Raw genomic sequence first — 22647 nt, forward strand, 5'->3', positions numbered from 1 at the left:
TGTTACATTTCTTGTGTAACCACTATATAATGGTTTAAGTAGTTACATAATTCAGTAAGTATTAGGAGGTTGAACATGCAAAATAAAATCAGTGAGGTTCTGCTGCAAAATTGGGATTATTGCATGGATATCGAGGATTGGGCCCCGCCGTTAAGTGATGCACTGGAAGGCGTGGACAGTAAACAGGCACTTTGGAAGCCAGAGGGGGGTACAGTCAATTCCATCTGGGAGACGGTTAACCATCTAACATATTATAAGGTGCGTTTGCTGCGAAAGTTAAAAGGGTTGCCCAAACAACCTGATGCTGAAAGCAACGATGATACCTTCACTGTAACAACGGAAGGGGAAGAAGTATGGGCGAAGGCCGTTGCAGACCTGAAGGACGTGCACGCTGCTCTTAGAGAAATCATTGAGGCGTTGGAAGAAGGCGCATATGATTGGGGTGGTTCGGGTCATGCCCCAGGGGAAGAGGTAATGAGTCTTATCCTGCATGATTCATACCACACCGGACAAATTATTATGCTTCGTAAACTGCAAGGCTCCTGGGTTTCCAACCGTAGTTTTAATTAGAACCTCTACAATAAAAATATAAGCCACACTCCACTATACTGGTTTACCTGGTGCAGCGGTCGTGTGGCTTTTCTTTATTTTAACCTTTTGGGGTGCTTCGATATTGAGTCGGCGAGCATCCCATTATTTTTTTGAACAATCTAGAAAAGTAGTAGGGGTCCTGCATCCCGATAGCACTAGAGATTTCTTTAATATGTAGATCGGTTAATGCCAGCAGTTGACTGGCACGCTGCATTTTGAGGCGCAGATAGAATTCAATCGGGGGAACTCCGGTTTCTTGATTAAATAGATAAATTAGATGCTGCTTCGATAACCCCATATGCTTCGCTACATCCGGGAGTGAAATGGAGCTGTTGATTCGATCTGTCATGTAGCGAATGGCTTGCTCAAGATAACGTTCGTTCTTTTTATCTTGCTCAGAGTTCATGGTACTCAATCCCACGTGGCTGATCAGATGACGAATGCACTGAGACACATAGATATGATTACGCATGGCATAAGGCTTATCCGATAACAGGGCATAACATTGCTCGAAATCTTCGATCCATTGGGTATGAAGGTTCAGTGTAAAGGTTAGCGGCTCTACGTCCATGGCATAAGTTTGAATCAACGCAGCGGCATGCGTTCCTTTTAGATGCATCCAGTAGATCGTCCAGGGATTCACATCTGAAGCACCATATCGATGGGGTGTTCCGGCAGGAATGACAGCTAATTGCCGTTCTTTTATTTGGATCAGCTTATTGTGATGACTCTCCATCCACCCTTCACCCTCTACGCAATATATAAGAATATGCGAGTCACATCCTTGTGGACGCTCTCGATAATGAAACTTCGCTCTTGGGAAGCAGCCAATGTCACTTACATAGAAGGAATTTGTTAACGGATTCTCATGTAATTCATTCATCATGAAATCGGGCAGCACAAAAAGCTTCTGCTCATCGAAGCCATCCGGCTTTAATGAAATATCTGTCATGATAACCCTCCTTTTTAAGAACATAATTTATTTATTTGAAATAACAACCTATTCATAAGGAGAATATTATTTTTAGGATAAGAATATTGTCCATCAGTTACAGATTATCGTCAATTGTTTAAAAGCGCATACAACGATAAATTAGAGCTATATCACGAAGGAGGAGAGAACGAAATGAGTATGAAAGAGCCTTCTACAATCTTAACGAACAGCGTCCGCATATGGGAGAAAATGGTTGAAATTCCTACCTATGAAACAGGTGAACCCGATAAAAATCCAATGTTCCTCGAGAAGCGAGTCTATCAAGGCAGCTCGGGGCGAGTATATCCACATCCTGTGGTTGATAAAATTATGGATGAGAAAGAAATGAAATCGTATCAGATGGTAATGCTCGAAAATGAATATGTACGCATCGAGATCATGCCTGAAATTGGCGGCCGTATCTATCGTGCTCTGGATAAGACGAACAATTATGATTTTGTTTACTATAATCGCGTGATTAAACCTGCGCTTGTTGGTCTGACAGGACCATGGATTTCAGGTGGAATTGAATTTAACTGGCCGCAGCATCATCGTCCGAACACGTTTGGCCCTGTGGAGCATGTAATTACGGAGAATGAAGATGGCAGTGCAACCGTATGGGTGAGTGAAATTGACCGGATGTATGGAACGAAGGTCACAACGGGCTTCACGCTGCATCCTGGAAAAGCCTATCTCGAAGTTACAGCACAGCTATATAACCGAACTTCGGAGCCACAAACCTTCTTATGGTGGGCAAACCCTGCGGTTGCAGTCAATGACCATACGCAATCTGTGTTTCCACCGGATGTCACAGCCGTATTCGACCATGGTAAGCGTGATGTGTCCAGATTCCCTATTGCAACAGGAACGTATTACAAGATGGACTATTCCGAAGGTGTAGATATTTCGCGCTATAAAAATATTCCTGTTCCTACGTCATACATGGCTTATAAATCGGATTATAATTTCGTGGGTGGCTATGATCATGGGGTTGAAGCGGGTCTGCTTCACGTAGCGAATCATCATGTATCTCCGGGTAAAAAGCAGTGGACTTGGGGGAACGGCGAATTTGGTCAAGCGTGGGACCGTAATTTAACTGATGAGGACGGACCCTACATTGAATTAATGACAGGGGTATTTACGGATAATCAACCCGATTTCACTTGGCTCCAGCCGTATGAAGAGAAGTCATTTACACAATATTTCATGCCATATAAGAACATCGGTGTTGTGAAGAATGCTTCTATTGATGCCGCCGTTAATCTTGAGGTGGATGAGACTTTACAGACTGCCACTGTGATGGCCTATGGAACTTCGGTATTCGAGGGAGCGGTTATTGAACTTAGAGGTCAGCATAGAACGTACGTGAAGGATACCGTTACGCTCTCTCCAGAATTAACCTATAAATCTGTCATTACGTTAGATAAAGTGGATCAGCCGCATCACTTAATCCTAACGGTGTTTGATATGAACGGAAACAGCCTCATATCTTATCGTCCAGCGAAGCCTAGCATTGAACAGGTTCCAGATGCAGCCAAGCCACTTCCACTACCGGAAGAATTAAAAAGCACAGAGCAGTTGTATTTGGCTGGAGTTCACTTGGAGCAATACCGTCATGCTACGTTCGAGCCAGAGCTTTATTATGAAGAAGGCTTAAGAAGAGATGCATCCGATATTCGGCTTAATGTGGCTTATGGGACACTGCTGCTTCGTCGAGGATTGTTCAAGCAAGCGGAAAATCATTTCCGTACGGCTATACGATCGCTGACTTGGCGCAATCCGAATCCATATGATAGTGAAGCATACTATCAGCTTGGTGTAGTTCTCAGACTGCAGGATCGCAAGGAAGAAGCATTTGCTGCCTTCTACAAGGCGGTATGGTCTGCAGCATTTCAAGACAGTGGATACTATGCATTGAGTCAAATTGCTTGTGAACGTGGGGCGTATGAAGAAGCGTTGGAGCTCGCAACTAGAGCTTTGGCACGTAACACAAGAAACTATAAATCAAGACATGTAAAAACAGCACTTTTACGCAAGCTTGGACGTTACTCTGAGGCGATTACATTCGCAGAGGAGACATTGAAACTAGATATCGCGGACTTCGGGGCAGCGTATGAGAGAGTGCTTACGCTTACATTGCTCGGGCGACAAGAGGAAGCAGCTGAGGCTCAGATGAAGCTTGCACGGTTTATGCGAAACGATGTGCATAACTATTTAAATCTAGCTTCCGATTATGCAGGTAGTGGATTGTTCGCGGAAGCTGCACAGGTGTTAGAGCAAATTCGTAGGAAATCGAATGAACCCAATTATCCGATGGTGCATTACACATTGGCTTATGTACACGAGAAAATGGGTCATGAGGAAGAAGTGACAGCGCAGCTTCAGCTTGCTCAAGCAGCATCATCTGATTATTGCTTCCCGAACAGCTTGTTTGAGCTGCAGGTATTAGAAAGTGCGATTGCCTGCAATCCGCTAGATAGTAAGGCTCATTATTATCTAGGAAATCTATTCTATGATAAAAAACGTACCGACGATGCCATTCGCCATTGGGAGCAATCCGTCGCGCTTGATGATCGTTTCCCGACGGTTCATCGTAATCTTGCGCTTGCCTATTACAATAAGCGTAATGATGCTGAGGCTTCCTTGCAGTCACTTGAACAAGCTTTCCAGTGCAATACGAATGATGCGAGAGTATTCTACGAGCTGGACCAATTGTATAAGAAGATGGGTGTTTCTGCTCAGGAGCGTATGGCAAGACTTCAACAGCATATGGAGCTGGTGGAGAAGCGGGATGATCTATACCTTGAATATGTGACCCTACTGAATTGGCTTAGCAAGCATGAAGAGGCTTTGTCTGTTCTATTACGACGTCAATTCCATCCATGGGAAGGTGGAGAAGGGAAAGCTACGGGGCAATATGTTTTGGCGCTTGTTGAACTGAGCAAGCAGGCGAATCAGGTAGGCCAATATGAAGAGGCTATCTCATTATTAACACGTGCGCTTCATTATCCAGAGAATTTAGGTGAGGGTAAGCTCGATGGTGCGCAAGAGAATAATGTGTATTACGAGCTTGGTGTGGCTTATAACGGATTAGGCAATATGCAAGAAGCTGCACGACACTGGGCGATTGCGTCTCAAGGCTTGAAAGAACCAGCCAGCGCGATGTACTACAACGATCAGCCGCCAGAAATGATCTTCTATCAGGGCCTAGCATGGGTACAGCTGAATCATCCCAAGGAAGCGAAACGTCGTTTTAATAAGCTGATTGATTTCGCAGAGAGACATCTTTTTGATGATGTGAAGATTGACTATTTTGCCGTATCATTGCCTGAATTCCTCGTATTCGAGGACGATCTGAACAGACGCAATCAAATTCATTGCTTGTTCATGATGGGTTTAGGTTTATTAGGCTTAGGAAAAATGGCGGAGGCGAAAGAACGCATTGAACAAGCGTTGCACTTGGAGCCGAACCATCAGGGAGCTCGAATTCACAAGGCGATGTGCTTGGAATCATAAAAGAAATAAAGCAGTTTCATGATGAAGGAAAATAACTGGTTCGATTTGGAATTTTGTTTCAACTCTGAAAGCCCCGGGTTAATGGAGACTATCTACCAGCCTATATTCGAAAGGAGAGATTGATGATGGAACCGGGCTATAAAGATAGAAGCGTTGAAGTGGAGCATACAGAGGTGCAACGGAAATCGGATTCCAGTGTTGTCGCATCTACCTTTATTAAATACGCTGCTTATATTATTATTTTTTTCGGAGCACTTTTCTTCTTGGTCAGATATGTATTCCCTATGTTCTAATTCGGATTCCAATGAATCCTATACAAAAATCCATCCCCTGTAAGTAGCGGGATGGATTTTTGAATTGAACGAATCCTATAAATTTCTCTGGATGGAATCCGGTGATTCCGCAGAATTACGATAAAAGAACCAGCACTCGTTCAGCAGCTTGATCTGACGGCGGTCTTTTTTGTAATAGGCTTTCATCAGTTGATGGCAGAGCCACTGTGGCAAGGGTATCACTCCTCTAACTGCTTACGTAAGTTAGCATATGGAGAAATGAGCCTAAAGGTGACGATTTACAGAATGCTTTCTGCTTCCTCTTCGTACCATTGCTCTAATTGCGCTTGCAGCGCCCGAATCTCGGTCAGCAGGGAGATGAGTGGATAGTTCTTTTGCTCCTGAACAGAGGCAAAGGCCTGTTCCAATCTATTGATATAATCCAGACCGGACTCCAGGGAGTAATCTTCGCGTAGCAGATCCAATGAATCACACTCAGCAATGGCTAAGGGCAGATCCGGTACATTATCGGCTGTCAGCTTGTCGATTTCTTTGTTTAGACGTAAATTGAGCGCACTTAGCTGGTACGCATATTCCTCGGGCATTTCCACGAATTGCAATTCTTGATGTTGCTGCAAAATTACATACCGCATTTTCGGCATTAGTTATTCTCCCTCCGTACTTGTCTTCCTTCTTGACAGTTTAGCCTATGCACAAGTTACAATTCAAGTAGAGATCTTAATTCCCGTGGAAAGGACTTGTGATAGAACGCTATGGAAACGATGAGCAACGAAGAGCTGCAGCTGTGGATTGAGCAGGTATCACGGGACAGCTTTGGCGTACCCTTTAGGCACAAGGCAAGCTTTAACAGCCGATTATCTTCAACAGGCGGTCGATATTTTACCAAGAGCCATAATATAGAGATTAATCCCCATCAGCTTGCTATGTTCGGTAGAGAAGAGACGGAGAAGATTATAAAACACGAGCTCTGTCATTATCATCTGCATTTGGCGAAGCGAGGGTATATGCATCGTGACACTGATTTCAAAAGACTGCTGGCACAAGTCGGCGGGAGTCGCTACTGTCAGACATTGCCGGGTGCGAAAGCTCGAAAGTCACTCCCTTACCGGTACAAGCTGATCTGTACAGCATGTGCTATGGAGTATCCGCGTAAGCGAAAAGTAGACCCCAAGCGCTACCGCTGCGGCAAATGCTCGGGTAAGCTGAAGCTGCTAGCGCTGGAAGTCCAGTAAGTCGAACAGCACGTTATTTTATAACCAGACCCATCAATCCCACAAAGGAAACAGCTTGCTGAGGCGAAATGACACATCCCTCCAAATCTTGTATATCCACGATCAAGCCACTAAACTCGCAGTCACTAAGATCGATCCCTTTAAGCTTTGATCCTGACAATGTGGCTTGATCAATATTACATTCGCTGAAGCTGACTTTCTGGAAATTCGATTGGTAGTAATCAGAGCTCATCAATGAACTATTCTCAAAAGCAACCTGCTTCAGATTAGCCATTCGAAATGTTGCGAAATCCCCGATACAATCTACCATGCGAACATTCTGGAATCTGCCTCTTGTGAAGTCCGTACCGATGAGCTTGCAGTTCCTGAATTCGGTTCGATGAATAATTGCATTCGTAAAATCCACATTGGATAGATCGCATCGCTCAAAAATTACATCCATCAGTTCAATCCCAGTTAAGGACGACTCGATAATCGTAACATTTTTAAAAACCACTTGATCAAAGCTGACTTTATTCGCCTCTTGATTATCAATAACTGTATCGCTTATGCTGCAACGACTGAATTCATCTTTGGTTTGCAGCGAGTATATTTGCTCAGGGAGTAGAGCGTCTGGATCTGATATTTTTGGTGAATCCATTTTGAATTTCATATGTACCTCCATTTAATGAATGCTCGTTTCTAATTAAATTAACTATCTTAGGGTTCAGCAGATTTGTCAATTTTCAGTAGCGCTCAGACCTTTCGGGAGATACGTACAAATACACCTTTTTCTGGATAAAATCACACATCGTTTTGTAAGCGTTGCCAACTTAAGATGGAAGGGAAGTCCATATTAGGTAGAGGGGGCACATTTATGAAAAGATTCAGGTCCGCGATGGCGGGTCTGCTCGCGATGCTGCTGATTTTCTCAAGCTTGCCTGTGATGGGAATCGGTAGCGGTTCCGTAGGAGCAGAAGGGGTTGGAGGAACAGGCGCAGGGCTAATTCCATCAGGGACAGTACTCATCAAGAATAAGTGGAAAAATAATTTCTTATATGAAACGTCTGATGGTATCGTGCGTTATGGCATGACCAATCCAGCGGACACATCATCGCATTGGACAGTGGAGACTGTAAATGGTCTGTCACGAATTAAGAATGTGAAGACGGGCCACTACATTACAATGGCTGGTAACAACGGCAAAGAGGATACACTTAAGGCGGCAGATCTCCAAGGAGCTGGGAGTGTTACGGATCAATGGTTGATCGATACTTCCAATAGAAACGGATACATGATCATCCGAAGCGCGAGCGTGCCTGAGAGTAAGCTGGTTATCCACGAGGAGAATCAGCTTGGTTATGCGCAAGTAAGCTCGGATATCAATATTACGTTTGAGAGTCCGCAGTGGGCTTTTATCGATCCTAACGCAGGAACAGTACCTGTACGGTTGGAAAGCCGGATGCGTCCCGGTCAGGTGATGTATGAGGAGAAAGGAAATGTACTTTACGGTAAACAGCCTTTGAAGAATGAGGCTGCCCAGTGGTTTCTTGAGCCGGGAACGGACGACGGAACACTGATGATTCGAAACCGTGAGACGGGTCATTATATTAAGCAAAATGAAGTGACTTGGGCTGGAGTCTTTTCGCAAGAAATCGATCCGGACAAGGTGATGCTAAGTGAATGGGTGAAAGAAGATGCACCAGGCGCGGATGGAGCGGGTTTTATTACCTTAAGTAATAAAGGATTAACCGACGGAGTTAAACCTTTATGGCTGAATCCTCAGTTTGAGGAAGATAACAACGTGCGCTCTAACAGCTGGCCGGGTGAAGCAACCAGTCATAATGCCCAGTGGACAGTTGTCCCTATTTCCGAGTTGCAGCCGGTACGCTTGGCAACTTATACAGATGCACAAGTAGCTACAGATTTCTTGTATGAATCCGCAAACGGTGCACTTAAGCACGGATTAATTGCTCCAGATACTGCTGATTCATCCGATTATCTATGGTATATAGAGGATTATGACGGTAATAAACGTATCCGTAATGCAGCAACTAATCATTACCTTTCGTATAGTGATGGCACAGCCAAGGCTGAGCAGATCAGCGGAAGCCAACCATCGGATCAATGGAATTTTAAAGATTCTGATGATTATGATGATTATCTGACACTAGAAAATGTTGAGAGCAAAGGCATCTATCTATCTACCTTGGGTGGAGACAGTGCTGGAGCAAGTGGGGATGCGACTTCATTAAGCGCCCAGTGGCAGCTTCTAGACCCTAACACACCAACAGATGGCACCATTCCATATTATCGTATTCAAAATGGCTGGAAGTCTTTTTATTGGTATGAATCTGCTGATGGTCTCTTGAAATATGGAAATATGCAAAAGGATGGCTCCGATCAATGGCTGATTGAGAAATATAATGGCCGTAAGTTATTCAAGAACAAGAAAACAGGCCACTACATTAACACAATGAATATGCCAGATGGCCATATCCAGGTCACTGAGCTTCCAGACAGGAATAATGTGGAGCGGGAATTTATCTGGACAGGTAAAAATATTGGCGACAACACATACGTAATCAGCAGTGTTCTCGACAAGGAACCAAATAAATTCCCTGAGAAGTTCATTTCACTTCAAAATCTCACTAAATACGCCGAGTATGGTGTGATCAATCCAGGTTGGGGCAGTCCGCAGTGGAGATTTGTTCCTGTCACCGAGAAAAAGCAGGACTTGTTCCGCTTTAAGCTAGACGCTGTAAATGGTGAAGATCAATATCTTAAGGACGGTCCTTTGCTGACTTCTCCAGATGTACTAGAGAAATTGCTAGAATCTAAGACTGTCACCGAAGCTGTCTATGATTCGCAGGCCACTGAAGTAGTGGTGCCGCAGGATAAGTCGGAATCTGCAACCGCTGACGCAAAAATGACCCCTCTAGCCGCTGCGAACGAGGATGTAACAGTAGGCCAGGCTACTTATGGTTCACTTGATATGAATGACGATGCCTTTGTCTGGCAGCTGCAAGAAATAGCTGGCAGCAATGGATCTGTGAAGATTAAAAATAAAGGTACTGGACGTTATCTCTCCCTGGAGCATATAGGTGGTGCAGTAGATGAGGTTGAGCCTAATGTTGCCGTTCAGACACTGCAAACTGTCTATGATGTATGGGGCAGCATTAAGTGGATTGTGGATATGCAGCCTTCAGGTTTGAATACTTTCAAGAGTGGATGGGCTGGCCACTATATGTATGGGGCTTCCGATGAGAATGGGAATCCGATTATAAAGATCAGTAAGGCTCCCGACGCAGCGGATAGAAACAGTGCTCATTTTGCCGCAGAAGCCGTTGAAGCGATTGCGCCACCTATCCCTGCTTACCCTGTAAGATTTAAGAATGCAAGCAGCGGGGAGTATTTATACGAGAATGAACACGGAGTTGTTCTGTACGGGCAGCCGTCAGCAGAGAATGGATTCTCGCATTGGAATATATCTCTGCAGGACGGCAAACAAACGATTATCAATCGAGCAACAGGCCATTATTTAACATTGAATGGAGATTATTCATACTTGGAGAGCAGTAGCGCGGAACCGGCTATAGACGGAGCATCTGCTTGGGAAGTAAGCTTGGCTTCCGATTATACGCACTACACCATTCGTAGTCTCTATGGAGAATACGACGATGAATTAATAAACATTGCGAATAAGACAGGATATGCTGAACGTGCGCTCCTACTAGAGAGTGACGGCTTAGCTCAATGGACACTTGAAGCGGCTCAGCAGGAGTTTACTACTCCGTCTGGAGAACTGCGCAATAACAATACAACAACTCCAGTTCAGAATGATACCAACATTATAACGATCGTGCCGAAAGGGCTGACTGGTAAAGTATTGGCTGAACAAGAAGGGGCACTCGTATATGCAGAAGCCTCCGACAAGGCGGCTCACTCCCAATGGATCGTCCAGGATGTAAATGGACGTAAACGCATAATGAATGTTCAGACCAAACAATATCTTTCTTTAAATGAAGCAGACCAAGCCGTCTTGTTAGCTTCTGGGGAAACAGAACGTTCCCAGTGGACGCTGGAAGAGAAGTTAGGCTACAAGCTCCTGCTAAGTGCGGATAAAACAGCCTATCTTACTCACGACGCATCAGCTGTTCAACTTGGTTCTGCTGTGGGAACCGATAGCACTCTTTGGAGCTTCCTGCCTATCCCTACAGATGCAATTTATACAGGAGAAGAAGCATTCCAAGGAGATCATGTTATACGGTTTGCAGTCAATGCCCAGCAAGCCGGTGAATATGATGCCGTTGTTCGTTACAAGAATACTTCCAGTGATGTAACAGATCTGTTGCTTGAGGTGAACGGCCTGAAGGAATCAGATAAAGTTAACGTGGTCAAGACTTCCTCTTGGAAGACTGTACAGGTGAAGCTGCAGCTGCGTGCAGGAATCAACAGCGTTTCTCTAAGCAACGACAATATCGATTGGAATAAAGTAAGTATTGATAGCCTGACAGTAAAAAATAGCGTGAACAAAGTTTACCGTGGGGCAACAGTTCCTTATATTAGCTATGAAGCTGAGGATGCAGTGACTAACGGAACACTAATCGGTCCTTCGCGGAAATATCGCACTATGGCTTCTGAGGCTTCTGGACGACAAGCCATCGCCTTGAAGAATACTGGGGACTATATAGAGTTCAAGCTTGCAGAAGCAGCTAATTCTATTGTTCTGCGCTATTCCATTCCGGACAGCTCGGATGGTGCTGGTGCTGAAGAAACATTGACTCTATATGTAGATGGAGTTAAGAAACAGCTTAATTTGACTTCAAAATATGCTTGGGAATATGGCAGCTACCCATGGTCAAATGATCCTCGTCAAGGTAGTGGACATCGCTTCTTTGATGAAATTCATGCTCTGATTGGCGATGCTCCTGCCGGAGCAACCATTCGTTTAGAGAAGGGAACAGGAGACCAAGCGACTTCATACGTCATCGACTTGGTGGATATGGAGCAGGTAGCCCCTGAGTTGACTCGCCCTGACGGCTTTATTTCTGTAACGGATTTTGGAGCAGTAGCCAATGATGAGGGAGATGATACCGCAGCCTTTAAGGCAGCGCTTGCCGAAGCGAAGGCAACAGGGAAAGGGGTTTGGTTCCCGGTAGGTACCTTTAATGTCGGAGAGGGTCTGCTGGATCTGGATACAGCCGAAATCCGTGGAGCAGGCATGTGGTATACGGTACTGAATGGCGCCAAATTTTACGGTCACGGCGGTAAGGTTGGCGTATACGATCTATTGATTGAAGGTGGTATTAATGTACGGGATGATGAGGCATTCACGAATGCTTTCCATGGTGCTTTTGGTCAAGGCTCGGTCATTCAGAACGTATGGATTGAACATACCAAAGCAGGCTTGTGGTTAACACAACCTATTGGTGAGAAGGCTCGCACGAATGGTCTGTATATGGCAGGTCTTCGAATCCGCAATCTGATGGCGGATGGAATTAACTTTGCTGTAGGCACTGGCAACAGCATGATGGAACAAAGTGACATCCGCTATCCAGGGGATGATGGTATTGCGATGTGGTCGTTCACAGATGCCAAATTGAATGAAGTGAATGGCGCGGAACGGACTTTTAGTTATAACAATACGGCACGTTTTAATAACGTCTCACTGCCATGGTTGGCCGATAACATTGTGGTCTTCGGTGGTAAAGATAACAAAGTTCAAGATAACGTGGTAAAAGACACTGTAACTAATGGAGCCGGGATTGCTGTATCTACCCGTTTCTCCGCAGAGCCGTTCCAAGGAACGACTATCGTTGAGCGGAATACATTGCTTCGCACAGGTAGTTATGATTCGGGCTACGGGGTAAACCTCGGTGCGTTATGGCTGTACGCTGGTGAGAGCAACCTAAAAGGAAAAGTACTCATCCGTAACAATATGGCGCTCGACAGCACCTATTCTGGCCTGATTGCCCACGGTAATCTGGAGGGAAGTGCCCTCACGACGATTGATGGAGTTGTTCTGACGAATAATGTATTAGACGGTGCAGGTACGAGCGGTATAGAAGTAACGAAAAATCTGAAAGGTAACCTGCTCGTCGACAACTTGATTATTCGTGGTGAACGGATGAACCTCCTGTCCAATGCATCTCCTGAATTTAGCATCATTGAACAGAACCAAGGGATAGCCACAGCTGTTAAACCTTTCTCCATCAAGCTAGCAGATGGACAGAGCGGACCTGTTGTACTAGAACAAGGAAAGTCAGCTATTCTTCAGGTGTTGGACAAAGAAGGAGCGGATATTACTACACAAGCTACACTTAATTTTATGAGCAGTGACATTGCTACTTTTACAAACAACAGTATTCATGGAGTTAAAGCGGGAAGCACAGACTTCACGGTAACTGTTGGCAACGATAAGAGGGTGTATACAGTTGAGGTGGTGTTACCTAATGGTGGGACGGATCCTGTGGATCCGACTGAACCAACGAGTACTCCTGATCCGGCGGGGTCAGTAAATCCTGTTACACCTGTCGCTACACCAACGCCAACACCAGCTGCTAATCATGATGCTCAGCTAAAAGCTAAGGCGACTGCTGGGCAAGCTCTTATCGAGATTTCAGCTAACGGAGATGGTATAGCTCGCTTTAGCGCAGAAGCTCTACGCAATGCAGCAGCACTTAGCCCGAATGCGGTGCTTGTCATTGCCAGTGGCGATATGAGCTATCGCTTCCCGTTAGGACTCGTGGAGAGCGTGCTGAAAGCGGCACAAATGCCGGCAGGCACTTTAGAGTTCCAACTAAATCCGCTAAGCGGAAAAGGATTGGAACAACTGCTTGCCAAGGCTAAGCAGCAAGGTTTTAATGTGCAAGGAACTCCGGCAAGTGTCACCTTAAAGGTCACAGATGGCAAAAACACTGTACCTGCTAATGGGTTCGGCACTACGTATGTAGATCGTACATTTATGATGGAGGGAGCACTGGTTGCAAAAACGGGAGTAGTCCTTATTTACGATGAGCAGACGGGTTCCTTCCGTTATGTACCTGCATTATTCGAGATCGTAGGTGGGATGACCAAGGTTACTGTTAAGAGCAGCAGTGCTAGCGGGATATTCGTCGTTGCACAACATCCTGTAACTTTTGGAGATATTTCTTCACACTGGGCAAAGAACGAGATCGAAACGCTTGCCAGTCGACTGATCTTGACCGGACAATCCACAGATAACTTTGCACCTCAGAATTCCGTTAGTCGTGCTGAGTTCGCAGCTATGCTAATTCGCTCTTTAGGCCTAGCCGCTGCGAACACAACGAAGACCTTCAGTGATGTGTCTGATTTATCATGGTATGCTGCAGACGCCAAAGCTGCGGCAGCCTTAGGACTGGTTCAAGGCTATGAGGATGGAACCTTCCGTCCGAACGCCCCTATTACACGGGAGCAAATAGCTGTTATGGCAGCTAGGGCACTGATGCTGTTAAACCTTGGAGCAGGAGAATTGGGAGCTAACCCTGCGACAAATGCATTTACAGATTCATCTGCTATTTCTTCTTGGGCTAAAGAAGCTGTGAATGTCTTAACAGCAAAAGGAATCATGAAAGGCCAATCGGCAGATAGCTTTGCGCCTGGCAGTGATACTAGCCGTGCAGAGGCAGCCGTGATCCTAGCAAGATTACTTAAAGCTGCCGGATTATTGAATTAAATTTCTACTAAAAGAGCAGCTATTCTCCAGTAATTGGAGAATAGCTGCTCTGCGTTTTTTGGACGAAGGCTGTCTGCCAGAACATATTTGGTTATTTTCATGCCAATAGCGACTAGAGGGTCCGTTAGTATGCCAAATATTCAATTATGCTGCGTAAAAGGTCAACTGGCTCCGATAGCGGCCTCATAGGCGATACAGCCTTATTTAAGCTTCCCCATCGACAAATTGACTCTGTAATTTCCGAACTTTAGCAGCTCGTCGAGAAAGTTATTCAAATCCTCTTGGCTTCCCGTACGAACACGTATCCAATAGCAGCCTTCTCCACTGACGCGATGCATTTCTTTTACGCTGTCATGCTGCTTTGCGAATGTTTGAAAGGCTGGATGTACCGTATTCGAACCTAGAAAGACCGTTATAAAGGCATTGATCGCCTCACCAACTTTATCTGGATTCCAGCGGACGGTGTAGCCTTCAATCACTCCGGTGTCCTGCATTTTGCGAATACGTGCACCCACTGCTTGGCCTGTCATATGCACTTGCTGCCCAATGTCTCTGTGACTGATCGTGGAATCATCAATTAGAAGCTGTAAGATGCGAAAATCCACATCATCTATGGAATAAGAACTCGTCATTATTTAAAATCCTTTCTGCGTGAAAGTAGAACAGGCCAATCTCTTTCCAATCTCAATGTATTCTGTTTCAAGGTCCAACTATAATTAATTGTAGCAGAAGATATCTGAAAGAAAGAAGGGCTTACGATGAAAATACAGCATATTCGCAACGCGACCCTATGGATGGAGTATGGGGGAAGTACATTTCTTATTGATCCTATGTTGAGTGAGCAGGGCGCTAATCCTCCCATTTTTAATACGGAAAATGACCGTCGGAATCCGCTTGTATCGTTACCGGGATCAGTAGACAAATGGCTGAATCCTAATGCAATAATAGTCACGCATCTTCATCCAGATCATTGGGATGCCGCTGCCGTTTCCTTGCTGCCGCATAATCTCCCGTTATTTTGTCAGGAGGGGGACAGGGATACCCTAGTAGAGCAGGGATTTGAGAACGTCTCGGAAATCACCGATAAGCTGACATTCCAAGGAGTAACTATAACACGTACTGGTGGACAGCATGGAACCGGAGAGATTGGTAAGCTGATGGGGAAGGTATCCGGGTTTGTCTTTCAGGCGGAAAACGAACCAGTTGTGTATTTGGCAGGCGACACGATTTGGGGTGATGAGGTGAAGATTGCACTCGATGCCTTTAAACCTGAGGTGACGATCGTTAATGCTGGTGGAGCGCAGTTTTTAACTGGAGGTCATATCACAATGAATGAGCAGGATGTCGTAGACTTATGCGAATATGCTTCTTCTACTAAGGTGATCGCTGTACACATGGACGCCATCAACCATTGCCTTGTTACCAGGGATAAGCTAAGAGCTCACTTGGAGAAGGAGGAGCTACAGGATCGAGTACAGCTTTCGCAAGACGGGGAATGGTGTTACGTATAAACTAAAGGGGGGGAGTGATCCCCTCTTAAATCTAGCTAATGGCAGAAATAATGCATGAATTTGAAAACGATCACAAAAATTATTTTACCTGCTTGACTAGACCTTGAAATCATGATAAATTAATTCATGTTCACTTCTAATTTACTTCTAATGTTCCCTGATAGCTCAGTTGGTAGAGCACTCGACTGTTAATCGAGTTGTCACAGGTTCGAGTCCTGTTCGGGGAGCCATTTTTATGGAGAGATACCCAAGTGGCTATAAGGGGACCCTCTGCTAAGGGGTTAGACTGCGTAAGCGGTGCGTGGGTTCGAATCCCACTCTCTCCGTTCTGAATTACATAAGAAGAGCTTCCATTATGGGGGCTCTTTTTTTGTTACGTAAAATTATTTTTTCGGTGGCTAAATTTGAATTATCAGTGATTATATTCTATATTTTGGAAGGTGAATAGAGTGAAAAAGGCGAATGTTTACTGAATCAGTCTCAAAAAGTCAGATATATCGGCTAACTCAGCATTCATAATGGAGGGAATATGAAAACTATAAATCAATTACAAACTAAACCTTCAAGTAGATATGATAGCTTTGATCCGGATCAAGCAGGAAATAAAAACACCAAATTTGCTGACATAATAATAGATGGCAGGTCTCTTTATCAAATGCTGAAAAGGCATGATATGGTTCCGTCCCTCGGGTGGGGCAGTGAAGAGCACCAAAGAAAAATAATTAACTATTTTTTATTAAACCAAATGCACGAATATTTGTAATACAGATATCCCATATTAGTCTGCCCTTGGTGTGGAGATGAAGAGTGTGGTTTTATATCGGTATTTATTGAGAAAGAAGAGGATCTTATCATATGGAGAGATTTCAAACTGGAACCCAGCAATAAAGCTATTGATGTTGGGCCTTTTTATTTTAAATGGGATGAGTACGAGAAAGTTATTAAAGAGACATTATAGCATTTCTGCTCGTTGCTATTGCTCTGTGTTTGCCAAGATGGGATCTAATTGATGAGAACTCGTGAATATAAGGAGTACGTTACATGAACAAAGATGAGTACTTTAAAAATCTAGCAGAAATAATTACAGACCAAATATACATTGGAGCATCAGAATCTGATATTCAAAAAGAAATTGAGACAAATATGTGGAGAATTACAATTCAACCTGACTTGGTGAAAGAAAATTTAATTGATGATTTCGAAAATTTTATAAATAAAGTAATTGAAAATAGACAAGAACAGATTTATAGATCAAATTCAGCTAATGGTATGATCTTTTACCTGTGGTTTGATCTAATGGCTAGCCAGTTGAGATTCAACTTAATATCAGATGTAAACAAAGAACTACCATTTGCTTGCTCGATTCAATATACGGGAGATAAAAGAGAAGTTTTAGAAGATTTTATAAATTCACCGTTACATAATGGCCTACCAATAGAAGGATATGATGATGGTTTTGTAGAGAAAGAATTTGTATTAACAATCTATAAAAAACATTTAATAATATATTAGTTTATATTAAGTAAGACGGAAAACCATATAAGTCAAAGGAGTGGAATCAACATGGAACTGTTTAAGCAAATACCCTTGTACAGATTTTTGGCATTATGCAATGAAAGTGGTATGGAGAAAACAATATTAGATTGTGGGGCGGGAGGGGATTCACCTCCATTAAGTTTGTTTGCGAATTATGGATACAGTACAAACGGAATTGAGATGAATGTCGAACAAATTGAAAGAGCTAATCAGTTCGCAACTGAAAGAGGACAGAATCTAAATATACAACAAGGCGACATGAGACAGTTGGCGATAAGTGCTGAGTCGATGAGTTTTGTGTATTCATATAACTCTATTTTTCATATGAGAAAACAAGATGTGAAAAAAGCGATAAATGAAATGAAACGAGTTCTAAAACCTAATGGATTATTATTTGTAAATTTTTTAACCCTAAAGGATTTTAGAGTCGGCGATGGAGTTGATTTGGGGGATAATCAGTTTAAACAAATGGAAGATGATGAATTAGTAATACACTCTTATTATGATTATCATGAAGCAGATTCTATGTTTGATGATTTGCAGTTAATATACAAAGAAGATCGAGTACTGGAAAGAAAGTTTGAAGGTGAATGGATACGACAAGGATTTATCGATTACATATATAAAAAATAGCTGGATGCTGAAGAACATATTAGTAGCTCCGAAAAAGCTAGATATCTGCGAACAATACGTTCACGCTGTGGACCACGAGGTGTTGGTTCGATAGAAGGTAAAGGTTCGAAGAAGAGTTAGCCAGGTGGACAACCCCGCGAGTCTAATGCTAGCGACTGTTTCCTAGGGTGATTCAAGCCGCTTGAACGTCAGTCAGCACTTGATGCTTGTTCGCAACAAATACTTTGGGGGGATTCGAGATGGATTTAATTATAAATAGCTCAATGATTCAGTTGATTCGAGGAGATATAACTAAATTAGATGTTGATGCTATCGTTAATGCAGCAAACACAAGCTTGATGGGTGGAGGCGGAGTAGATGGAGCTATCCATAGAGCTGGCGGAAAAGCGATATTAGAGGATTGCATGAAAATTCGCAACAAAAGGGGAGGTTGTGAGGTTGGAGAAGCGGTAATAACAACAGGAGGAAATCTGAAATGTAAATTTGTAATTCATACCGTTGGTCCTGTTTGGAATAGTGGGAAGAATAACGAAGAAGAAAAATTAAGGAATTGCTATAAAAATTTATTAATATTAGCTGAATCTAATGAAGTAACAAGTATCGCGATACCTAATATAAGTACGGGAATATATAAATTTCCGAAAGATCTTGCTTGTAGCATAGCTATAGATGAAGTGTCAAAATATATAATAAATAATAAGTCGGAAATAAATAAGATTGTCTTTATATGTTTCGATGAAGTGAACTATGAACTATATAGGAATGAATTAAAGAGATTGTGTTAGAATTTTTATAATGATAAAAAAAGGAGATGTGCCCATGAATAACCGATCAGACTTGCTAAATCAGTTTAAGGAATGGAATGGATTTGTTCTAGAAATCATTGATTTAGATTGGAAAACACCCATCGCTGAAGGAAAATGGACAATTCATGATGTTGTTAGTCATATTATTTTATGGGATAAATACTTCTATGAATCGACGATAGAACCGATAGCATGTGATAAAGCGATAACACTTCAACTTATTGATTTCGATCAATTCAATAATGATGCTGTTACATATGGTAAGACAAAAACCAAAGATGAATTAATAGAATTGACTATGAAGTATCGTAACTTACTATTAGATTGTATAAGTAGCCTTGAAGAGGGGAAATACTCGGGAAAATATGTTGACGGAAGGTTTTACCTTGAATCCTATTTAAAGGATTTTATAACGCATGACCGACACCATATGATGCAGATTAAAGAATTAAAAGGGAAAAAATGAACAGCTTACAGCTTATTCTCCTTCCGTTTATCGGTTTGTTGGGAATAAGTTTTTTTGTATGTACCCATGAGACAAATGTTATATCCAATCTAGCAGCCTCCTTAATATCTCTTGTTCTTACACAGACAGCTATACTTTCGTTTACACATCAAGGAGATATGTCTTATTATAACGGTCTTGCGGCGTGAATTTTTCTATTCGTTACGAGGTTCATGGTCCTATAAGGAAGCTTCTTTATGTTCATGAGATACACAGCGACTCCAGGGAACAATATGAGGAGATCAAGGCAAGGATTAGACGTGATTGGGATATAGAGATGATTGAAGAATCGAAGAATGCTACAGGCTGAAGTGGCGTGGAAAAAAAGTGCTTGCCATGTCTTATTATTTCTGGTATCATAATTTTTGTTGTCACGTTAGACAACCTTGCTAAGGCCCGTTGGTCAAGGGGTTAAGACACCTCCCTTTCACGGAGGTAACATGGGTTCGAATCCCATACGGGTCATATTATGCGGTAGTGGTGGAATGGCAGACACGCTATCTTGAGGGGGTAGTGGGTGTATACCCGTGGAGGTTCGAGTCCTCTCTACCGCATACAAATAAAAAAGTAAGAAATCCTTTGCTTCGCAGAGGTTTTCTTACTTTTTTTTATAGGGTTAGACAAGTTGATTAGTTCTTGAAGGCTCTTGCATATTGGGGATAGAGCTGTCTGACACAGTCTGGGCAAATATCATGGGTGAATTGCAGAGAAAGCTGATGTTTTAAAAAAAGTTCAATGTTGATCCATTCATCCTTAGAATTTCGAATGGATTTGCAGGAAGCGCAGATGGGGATTAACTCTTGTGTTGGCTGACATGTCGAACAGATGCTTGTGATCCCCGACATCTTAGTTCCTTCTATAAATACACCCAAATCATATAGAGAAATTATAAAAGCAGCTTCTAGGTAATAATCAGAGAGCAGCGGATAGATTTCCAATCGAAAGATTCGCGTCCCTTTATAGGCGGTTTGTATGATGAACTCAGAGGTATAAATCTGTTGCTCTCTGCGGAGTATAATTTTCACCGAATCATAAAGCTTGGCCCATTGATCGGAATCGATGATCACATCTTGCAGAAGCTCCGAATAATAAGCTCCAATCCATTGTTTGTGAGGGGAGAGGCCATATTCATGACTAAATGCTTTCCACTTCCTGTTGGTGAACTGGATAACTCCTTGGCTGTTGATGACCACTGCATTGTGCGGCAGATATTCAAGTGAATGGATAATGGAAGATGATAAGCATTTTGACAAAAGTCACCGCTCCCTCCTAGAGATCCTTCGGGATGACATGTTAATTAAGGGGGTCAGACGGCATTACATCAGACACTTGTCACCTGAGTCGCCTCTTATCGTCACTCTAGCCATATGATATAATCGGATAATACATAGTAACACCAATTATATACTTTTTTGCGTTATTTTGCAATAGTTAATTACTTAAATAAGTCTTTTTTATTTTTTTGTGAAGGGCGGTTTACGGATGCAGACCATATACGAACGTATAGAGTACTTAATTAAGCAAAAAGGTCTCACCAAGAAATCATTCTGCGAGCAGTTAAATATAAGCACAGGTAATATGGGAGATTGGAAGCGGGGCAAATCTACTCCGGGAACACATAAATTAATTGAGATCGGCGCTTTTTTTCATGTAAGTCTGGACTGGCTTATTTTAGGTAGAAATACATCTGAAATATTGAAAGAGAGCAATGAGGACTATGATTTCGGAGAAGCGAAGTTGAATGAAGATCGAACGAATGAATTGCTTCCAGAGGAAAAGGAATTCATTAAAGAATACCTAGCATTCACTGAATATCGTAAGCAGAAATGGGCCGACGAAAATTCTTAAATCAACGCCTTTACATTTCGGGGAAGTACATTTATAATAATGAATGTTGACCTCAAACAAAGTTTTATGTTTTATCTCACCGCGCGGTAGTGGTGGAATGGCAGACACGCTATCTTGAGGGGGTAGTGGGTGTATACCCGTGGAGGTTCGAGTCCTCTCTACCGCATACAGAATGACGAAAGGAGCCTTGCGATGCAAGGCTTCTTTTTTATGCTTAACGAGCAATCGGAAAGCTGTATGTTCGTATATTGATTAAAGACAAAAAGATACTGACCGCATATCACCTAGTGGGCTGAGTGATGTGGCCAGTATCCTTTTTTAAAATTTCATATTGAATGGATTATTTCAGAAGCTTGGAGATATAGGATTCGATCTGCTGAGGAGTAGTTTTAGGAGCAAAACGCTTAAGGACACGGCCTTCTTGATCCACCAGGAACTTGGTGAAGTTCCATTTCACACTTTTTGAGCCTAGAACACCAGGAGCTTCCTTCGATAAGTATTTGAATAATGGGTGTGCTTCATCGCCTTTTACATCAATCTTCTCGAACATTGGGAAAGTTACCCCATAGTTAATCTCGCAGTATTCTGCAATTTCATCGCTTTCGCCAGGCTCTTGGCCAGCAAACTGATTGCTTGGGAAACCAAGTACTTCGAATCCACGATCCTTAAATTTCTCGTACACCTCCTGAAGCCCTTTATACTGAGGTGTAAACCCACATTTGCTAGCTGTATTCACAACAAGGAGTACTTTACCTTTGTACTTGGACAATGATTCTTCTGCACCCCGAAGAGTGTTGACCTCAAAATCATAAATACTCATGGATGCCACCTCCTTTGTAATTCCTAATTTTAATTTATCGCAATTTAATTGTACACTATTAATGAGGGTGAGCCAAATAAGAAAATTCTATGAACCATTAACGCCCATTCGGTATATCAAATCACAGCAAAATGAATGATCATAAATTAAATGTATCTGTATATATTTTATGGAAATAATGACTGAATAAAGGCGTTGATCAGAAAAGAGCAATAAATAGCCTCCGTGTTAGGCGTCTTTGGTTGACATCACTCTTAAAATTCTTTAATATGTCTAAGTATCTGAGAATATGTTGCGTGTGCAATTTACAACCAAAAATTTAAATAATGGGTGATGAAGATGTCTTACAGACCGAATATTACGAATGTGACCAAAGCCAGCAGCAACGATAAGGAAGGATTGTACGAGTTCATTATCAAGCTTGCTGATGGAACGGAGTGCCGTGCGTTTTATAATCGGTTTCCGGAATGGAAAATGACGAACATCAGCCGCCTGCTTAAAACTCCATGTCCAATTTGCCGCAAAGATTTCATCTGTAAATGCATGGAGGCATTCACTGCTGATTTCGAAGGACAAATGATCGGTGATCAATGGATTGAAAAGGCAATTGCTGAATAATTAAAGAACGGTACATGTTGGCGCGGGATTCTATCCCGCGTTTTTGTTTACCCAAAATATGCGATACACTTATCTTTATAGGGAGGG

The 22647-nt window shown here is 42.8% G+C and carries 20 protein-coding genes and 5 tRNA genes; 18 read left to right on the forward strand and 7 right to left on the reverse strand.

From position 1 onward, the window contains the following. Positions 1-75 precede the first annotated feature (75 nt). Positions 76-570, forward strand: a complete 495-nt coding sequence (locus MKY99_RS05830; RefSeq protein WP_339269251.1) for a DinB family protein — start codon at positions 76-78, stop codon at positions 568-570. 79 nt (positions 571-649) lie between these two features. Here the strand turns inward: MKY99_RS05830 and MKY99_RS05835 are convergent, their stop codons facing one another. Continuing rightward, positions 650-1543: an AraC family transcriptional regulator gene (locus MKY99_RS05835; protein WP_339269252.1), complete on the reverse strand. Its 894-nt coding sequence runs from the start codon at positions 1541-1543 to the stop codon at positions 650-652. A 174-nt stretch (positions 1544-1717) separates the two neighbouring features. On the opposite strand from MKY99_RS05835, the gene MKY99_RS05840 reads away from it, so the two are divergent. Then, complete coding sequence (locus tag MKY99_RS05840) at positions 1718-5080, forward strand: DUF5107 domain-containing protein (protein ID WP_339269254.1); 3363 nt, start codon at positions 1718-1720, stop codon at positions 5078-5080. A 122-nt stretch (positions 5081-5202) separates the two neighbouring features. After that, entirely contained in the window at positions 5203-5373 is a 171-nt protein-coding gene (locus MKY99_RS05845) for a hypothetical protein (protein ID WP_156113060.1), read from the forward strand. Positions 5374-5448: 75 nt separating this feature from the next. Here MKY99_RS05845 and cmpA read toward each other — a convergent pair whose 3' ends face one another. Beyond that, positions 5449-5586: a cortex morphogenetic protein CmpA gene (gene cmpA, locus MKY99_RS05850; protein WP_094874036.1), complete on the reverse strand. Its 138-nt coding sequence runs from the start codon at positions 5584-5586 to the stop codon at positions 5449-5451. Positions 5587-5651: 65 nt separating this feature from the next. Next, positions 5652-6014 carry a hypothetical protein gene (locus MKY99_RS05855; protein WP_042124766.1) on the reverse strand — a complete coding sequence of 121 codons (363 nt, stop codon included), beginning with the start codon at positions 6012-6014 and terminating at the stop codon, positions 5652-5654. Between the two features lie 120 nt (positions 6015-6134). On the opposite strand from MKY99_RS05855, the gene MKY99_RS05860 reads away from it, so the two are divergent. Continuing rightward, a complete protein-coding gene (locus MKY99_RS05860; RefSeq protein ID WP_081382729.1) occupies positions 6135-6605 on the forward strand; it encodes a SprT family protein in 471 nt (156 codons plus the stop codon). A 13-nt stretch (positions 6606-6618) separates the two neighbouring features. Here the strand turns inward: MKY99_RS05860 and MKY99_RS05865 are convergent, their stop codons facing one another. Beyond that, the gene (locus tag MKY99_RS05865; RefSeq protein WP_339269256.1) at positions 6619-7257 is read right to left on the reverse strand and encodes a pentapeptide repeat-containing protein; all 639 of its coding nucleotides are present in this window, start codon (positions 7255-7257) and stop codon (positions 6619-6621) included. 204 nt (positions 7258-7461) lie between these two features. On the opposite strand from MKY99_RS05865, the gene MKY99_RS05870 reads away from it, so the two are divergent. Beyond that, complete coding sequence (locus MKY99_RS05870; RefSeq protein ID WP_339269258.1) at positions 7462-14283, forward strand: S-layer homology domain-containing protein; 6822 nt, start codon at positions 7462-7464, stop codon at positions 14281-14283. 200 nt (positions 14284-14483) lie between these two features. On the opposite strand, the gene MKY99_RS05875 is transcribed toward MKY99_RS05870, so the two are convergent. Next, on the reverse strand, positions 14484-14915 hold the full coding sequence (locus MKY99_RS05875; RefSeq protein ID WP_149645207.1) for an Lrp/AsnC family transcriptional regulator: 432 nt from the start codon (positions 14913-14915) through the stop codon (positions 14484-14486). Positions 14916-15041: 126 nt separating this feature from the next. Here MKY99_RS05875 and MKY99_RS05880 point away from each other — a divergent pair, with 126 nt between their 5' ends. From MKY99_RS05880 to MKY99_RS05925, 10 genes are all read left to right on the forward strand, one after another. Continuing rightward, the gene (locus MKY99_RS05880; RefSeq protein ID WP_339269260.1) at positions 15042-15794 is read left to right on the forward strand and encodes an MBL fold metallo-hydrolase; all 753 of its coding nucleotides are present in this window, start codon (positions 15042-15044) and stop codon (positions 15792-15794) included. 154 nt (positions 15795-15948) lie between these two features. Next, positions 15949-16024, forward strand: a tRNA-Asn gene (locus MKY99_RS05885). Positions 16025-16031: 7 nt separating this feature from the next. Next, positions 16032-16120, forward strand: a tRNA-Ser gene (locus MKY99_RS05890). A gap of 203 nt (positions 16121-16323) precedes the next feature. Further along, the gene (locus MKY99_RS05895) at positions 16324-16557 is read left to right on the forward strand and encodes a hypothetical protein (protein ID WP_339269262.1); all 234 of its coding nucleotides are present in this window, start codon (positions 16324-16326) and stop codon (positions 16555-16557) included. 278 nt (positions 16558-16835) lie between these two features. Then, positions 16836-17306, forward strand: coding sequence for a hypothetical protein (locus MKY99_RS05900; protein ID WP_339269263.1), 471 nt, complete (start codon positions 16836-16838; stop codon positions 17304-17306). Between the two features lie 51 nt (positions 17307-17357). Further along, entirely contained in the window at positions 17358-17963 is a 606-nt protein-coding gene (locus MKY99_RS05905) for a class I SAM-dependent methyltransferase (protein ID WP_339269265.1), read from the forward strand. A gap of 239 nt (positions 17964-18202) precedes the next feature. Beyond that, complete coding sequence (locus MKY99_RS05910; protein ID WP_339269267.1) at positions 18203-18748, forward strand: O-acetyl-ADP-ribose deacetylase; 546 nt, start codon at positions 18203-18205, stop codon at positions 18746-18748. Positions 18749-18782: 34 nt separating this feature from the next. Next, complete coding sequence (locus MKY99_RS05915) at positions 18783-19235, forward strand: DinB family protein (RefSeq protein ID WP_339269269.1); 453 nt, start codon at positions 18783-18785, stop codon at positions 19233-19235. A 432-nt stretch (positions 19236-19667) separates the two neighbouring features. Next, positions 19668-19739: transfer RNA gene (locus MKY99_RS05920), tRNA-Glu, on the forward strand. A gap of 6 nt (positions 19740-19745) precedes the next feature. Then, positions 19746-19828, forward strand: a tRNA-Leu gene (locus MKY99_RS05925). A 75-nt stretch (positions 19829-19903) separates the two neighbouring features. Here the strand turns inward: MKY99_RS05925 and MKY99_RS05930 are convergent. Beyond that, on the reverse strand, positions 19904-20527 hold the full coding sequence (locus MKY99_RS05930; RefSeq protein WP_339269271.1) for a hypothetical protein: 624 nt from the start codon (positions 20525-20527) through the stop codon (positions 19904-19906). Positions 20528-20756: 229 nt separating this feature from the next. On the opposite strand from MKY99_RS05930, the gene MKY99_RS05935 reads away from it, so the two are divergent. Continuing rightward, positions 20757-21122 carry a helix-turn-helix transcriptional regulator gene (locus MKY99_RS05935; RefSeq protein WP_149645200.1) on the forward strand — a complete coding sequence of 122 codons (366 nt, stop codon included), beginning with the start codon at positions 20757-20759 and terminating at the stop codon, positions 21120-21122. A gap of 83 nt (positions 21123-21205) precedes the next feature. Next, a tRNA-Leu gene (locus MKY99_RS05940) sits at positions 21206-21288 on the forward strand. A gap of 174 nt (positions 21289-21462) precedes the next feature. Here MKY99_RS05940 and MKY99_RS05945 read toward each other — a convergent pair. Further along, positions 21463-21942, reverse strand: a complete 480-nt coding sequence (locus MKY99_RS05945) for a glutathione peroxidase (protein ID WP_042124801.1) — start codon at positions 21940-21942, stop codon at positions 21463-21465. A gap of 339 nt (positions 21943-22281) precedes the next feature. On the opposite strand from MKY99_RS05945, the gene MKY99_RS05950 reads away from it, so the two are divergent. Then, on the forward strand, positions 22282-22560 hold the full coding sequence (locus tag MKY99_RS05950; RefSeq protein ID WP_042124803.1) for a hypothetical protein: 279 nt from the start codon (positions 22282-22284) through the stop codon (positions 22558-22560). Positions 22561-22647: the final 87 nt, after the last annotated feature.

It is taken from the genome of Paenibacillus sp. FSL R5-0470 (genome assembly GCF_037975205.1).
GTDB lineage: Bacteria > Bacillota > Bacilli > Paenibacillales > Paenibacillaceae > Paenibacillus_AQ.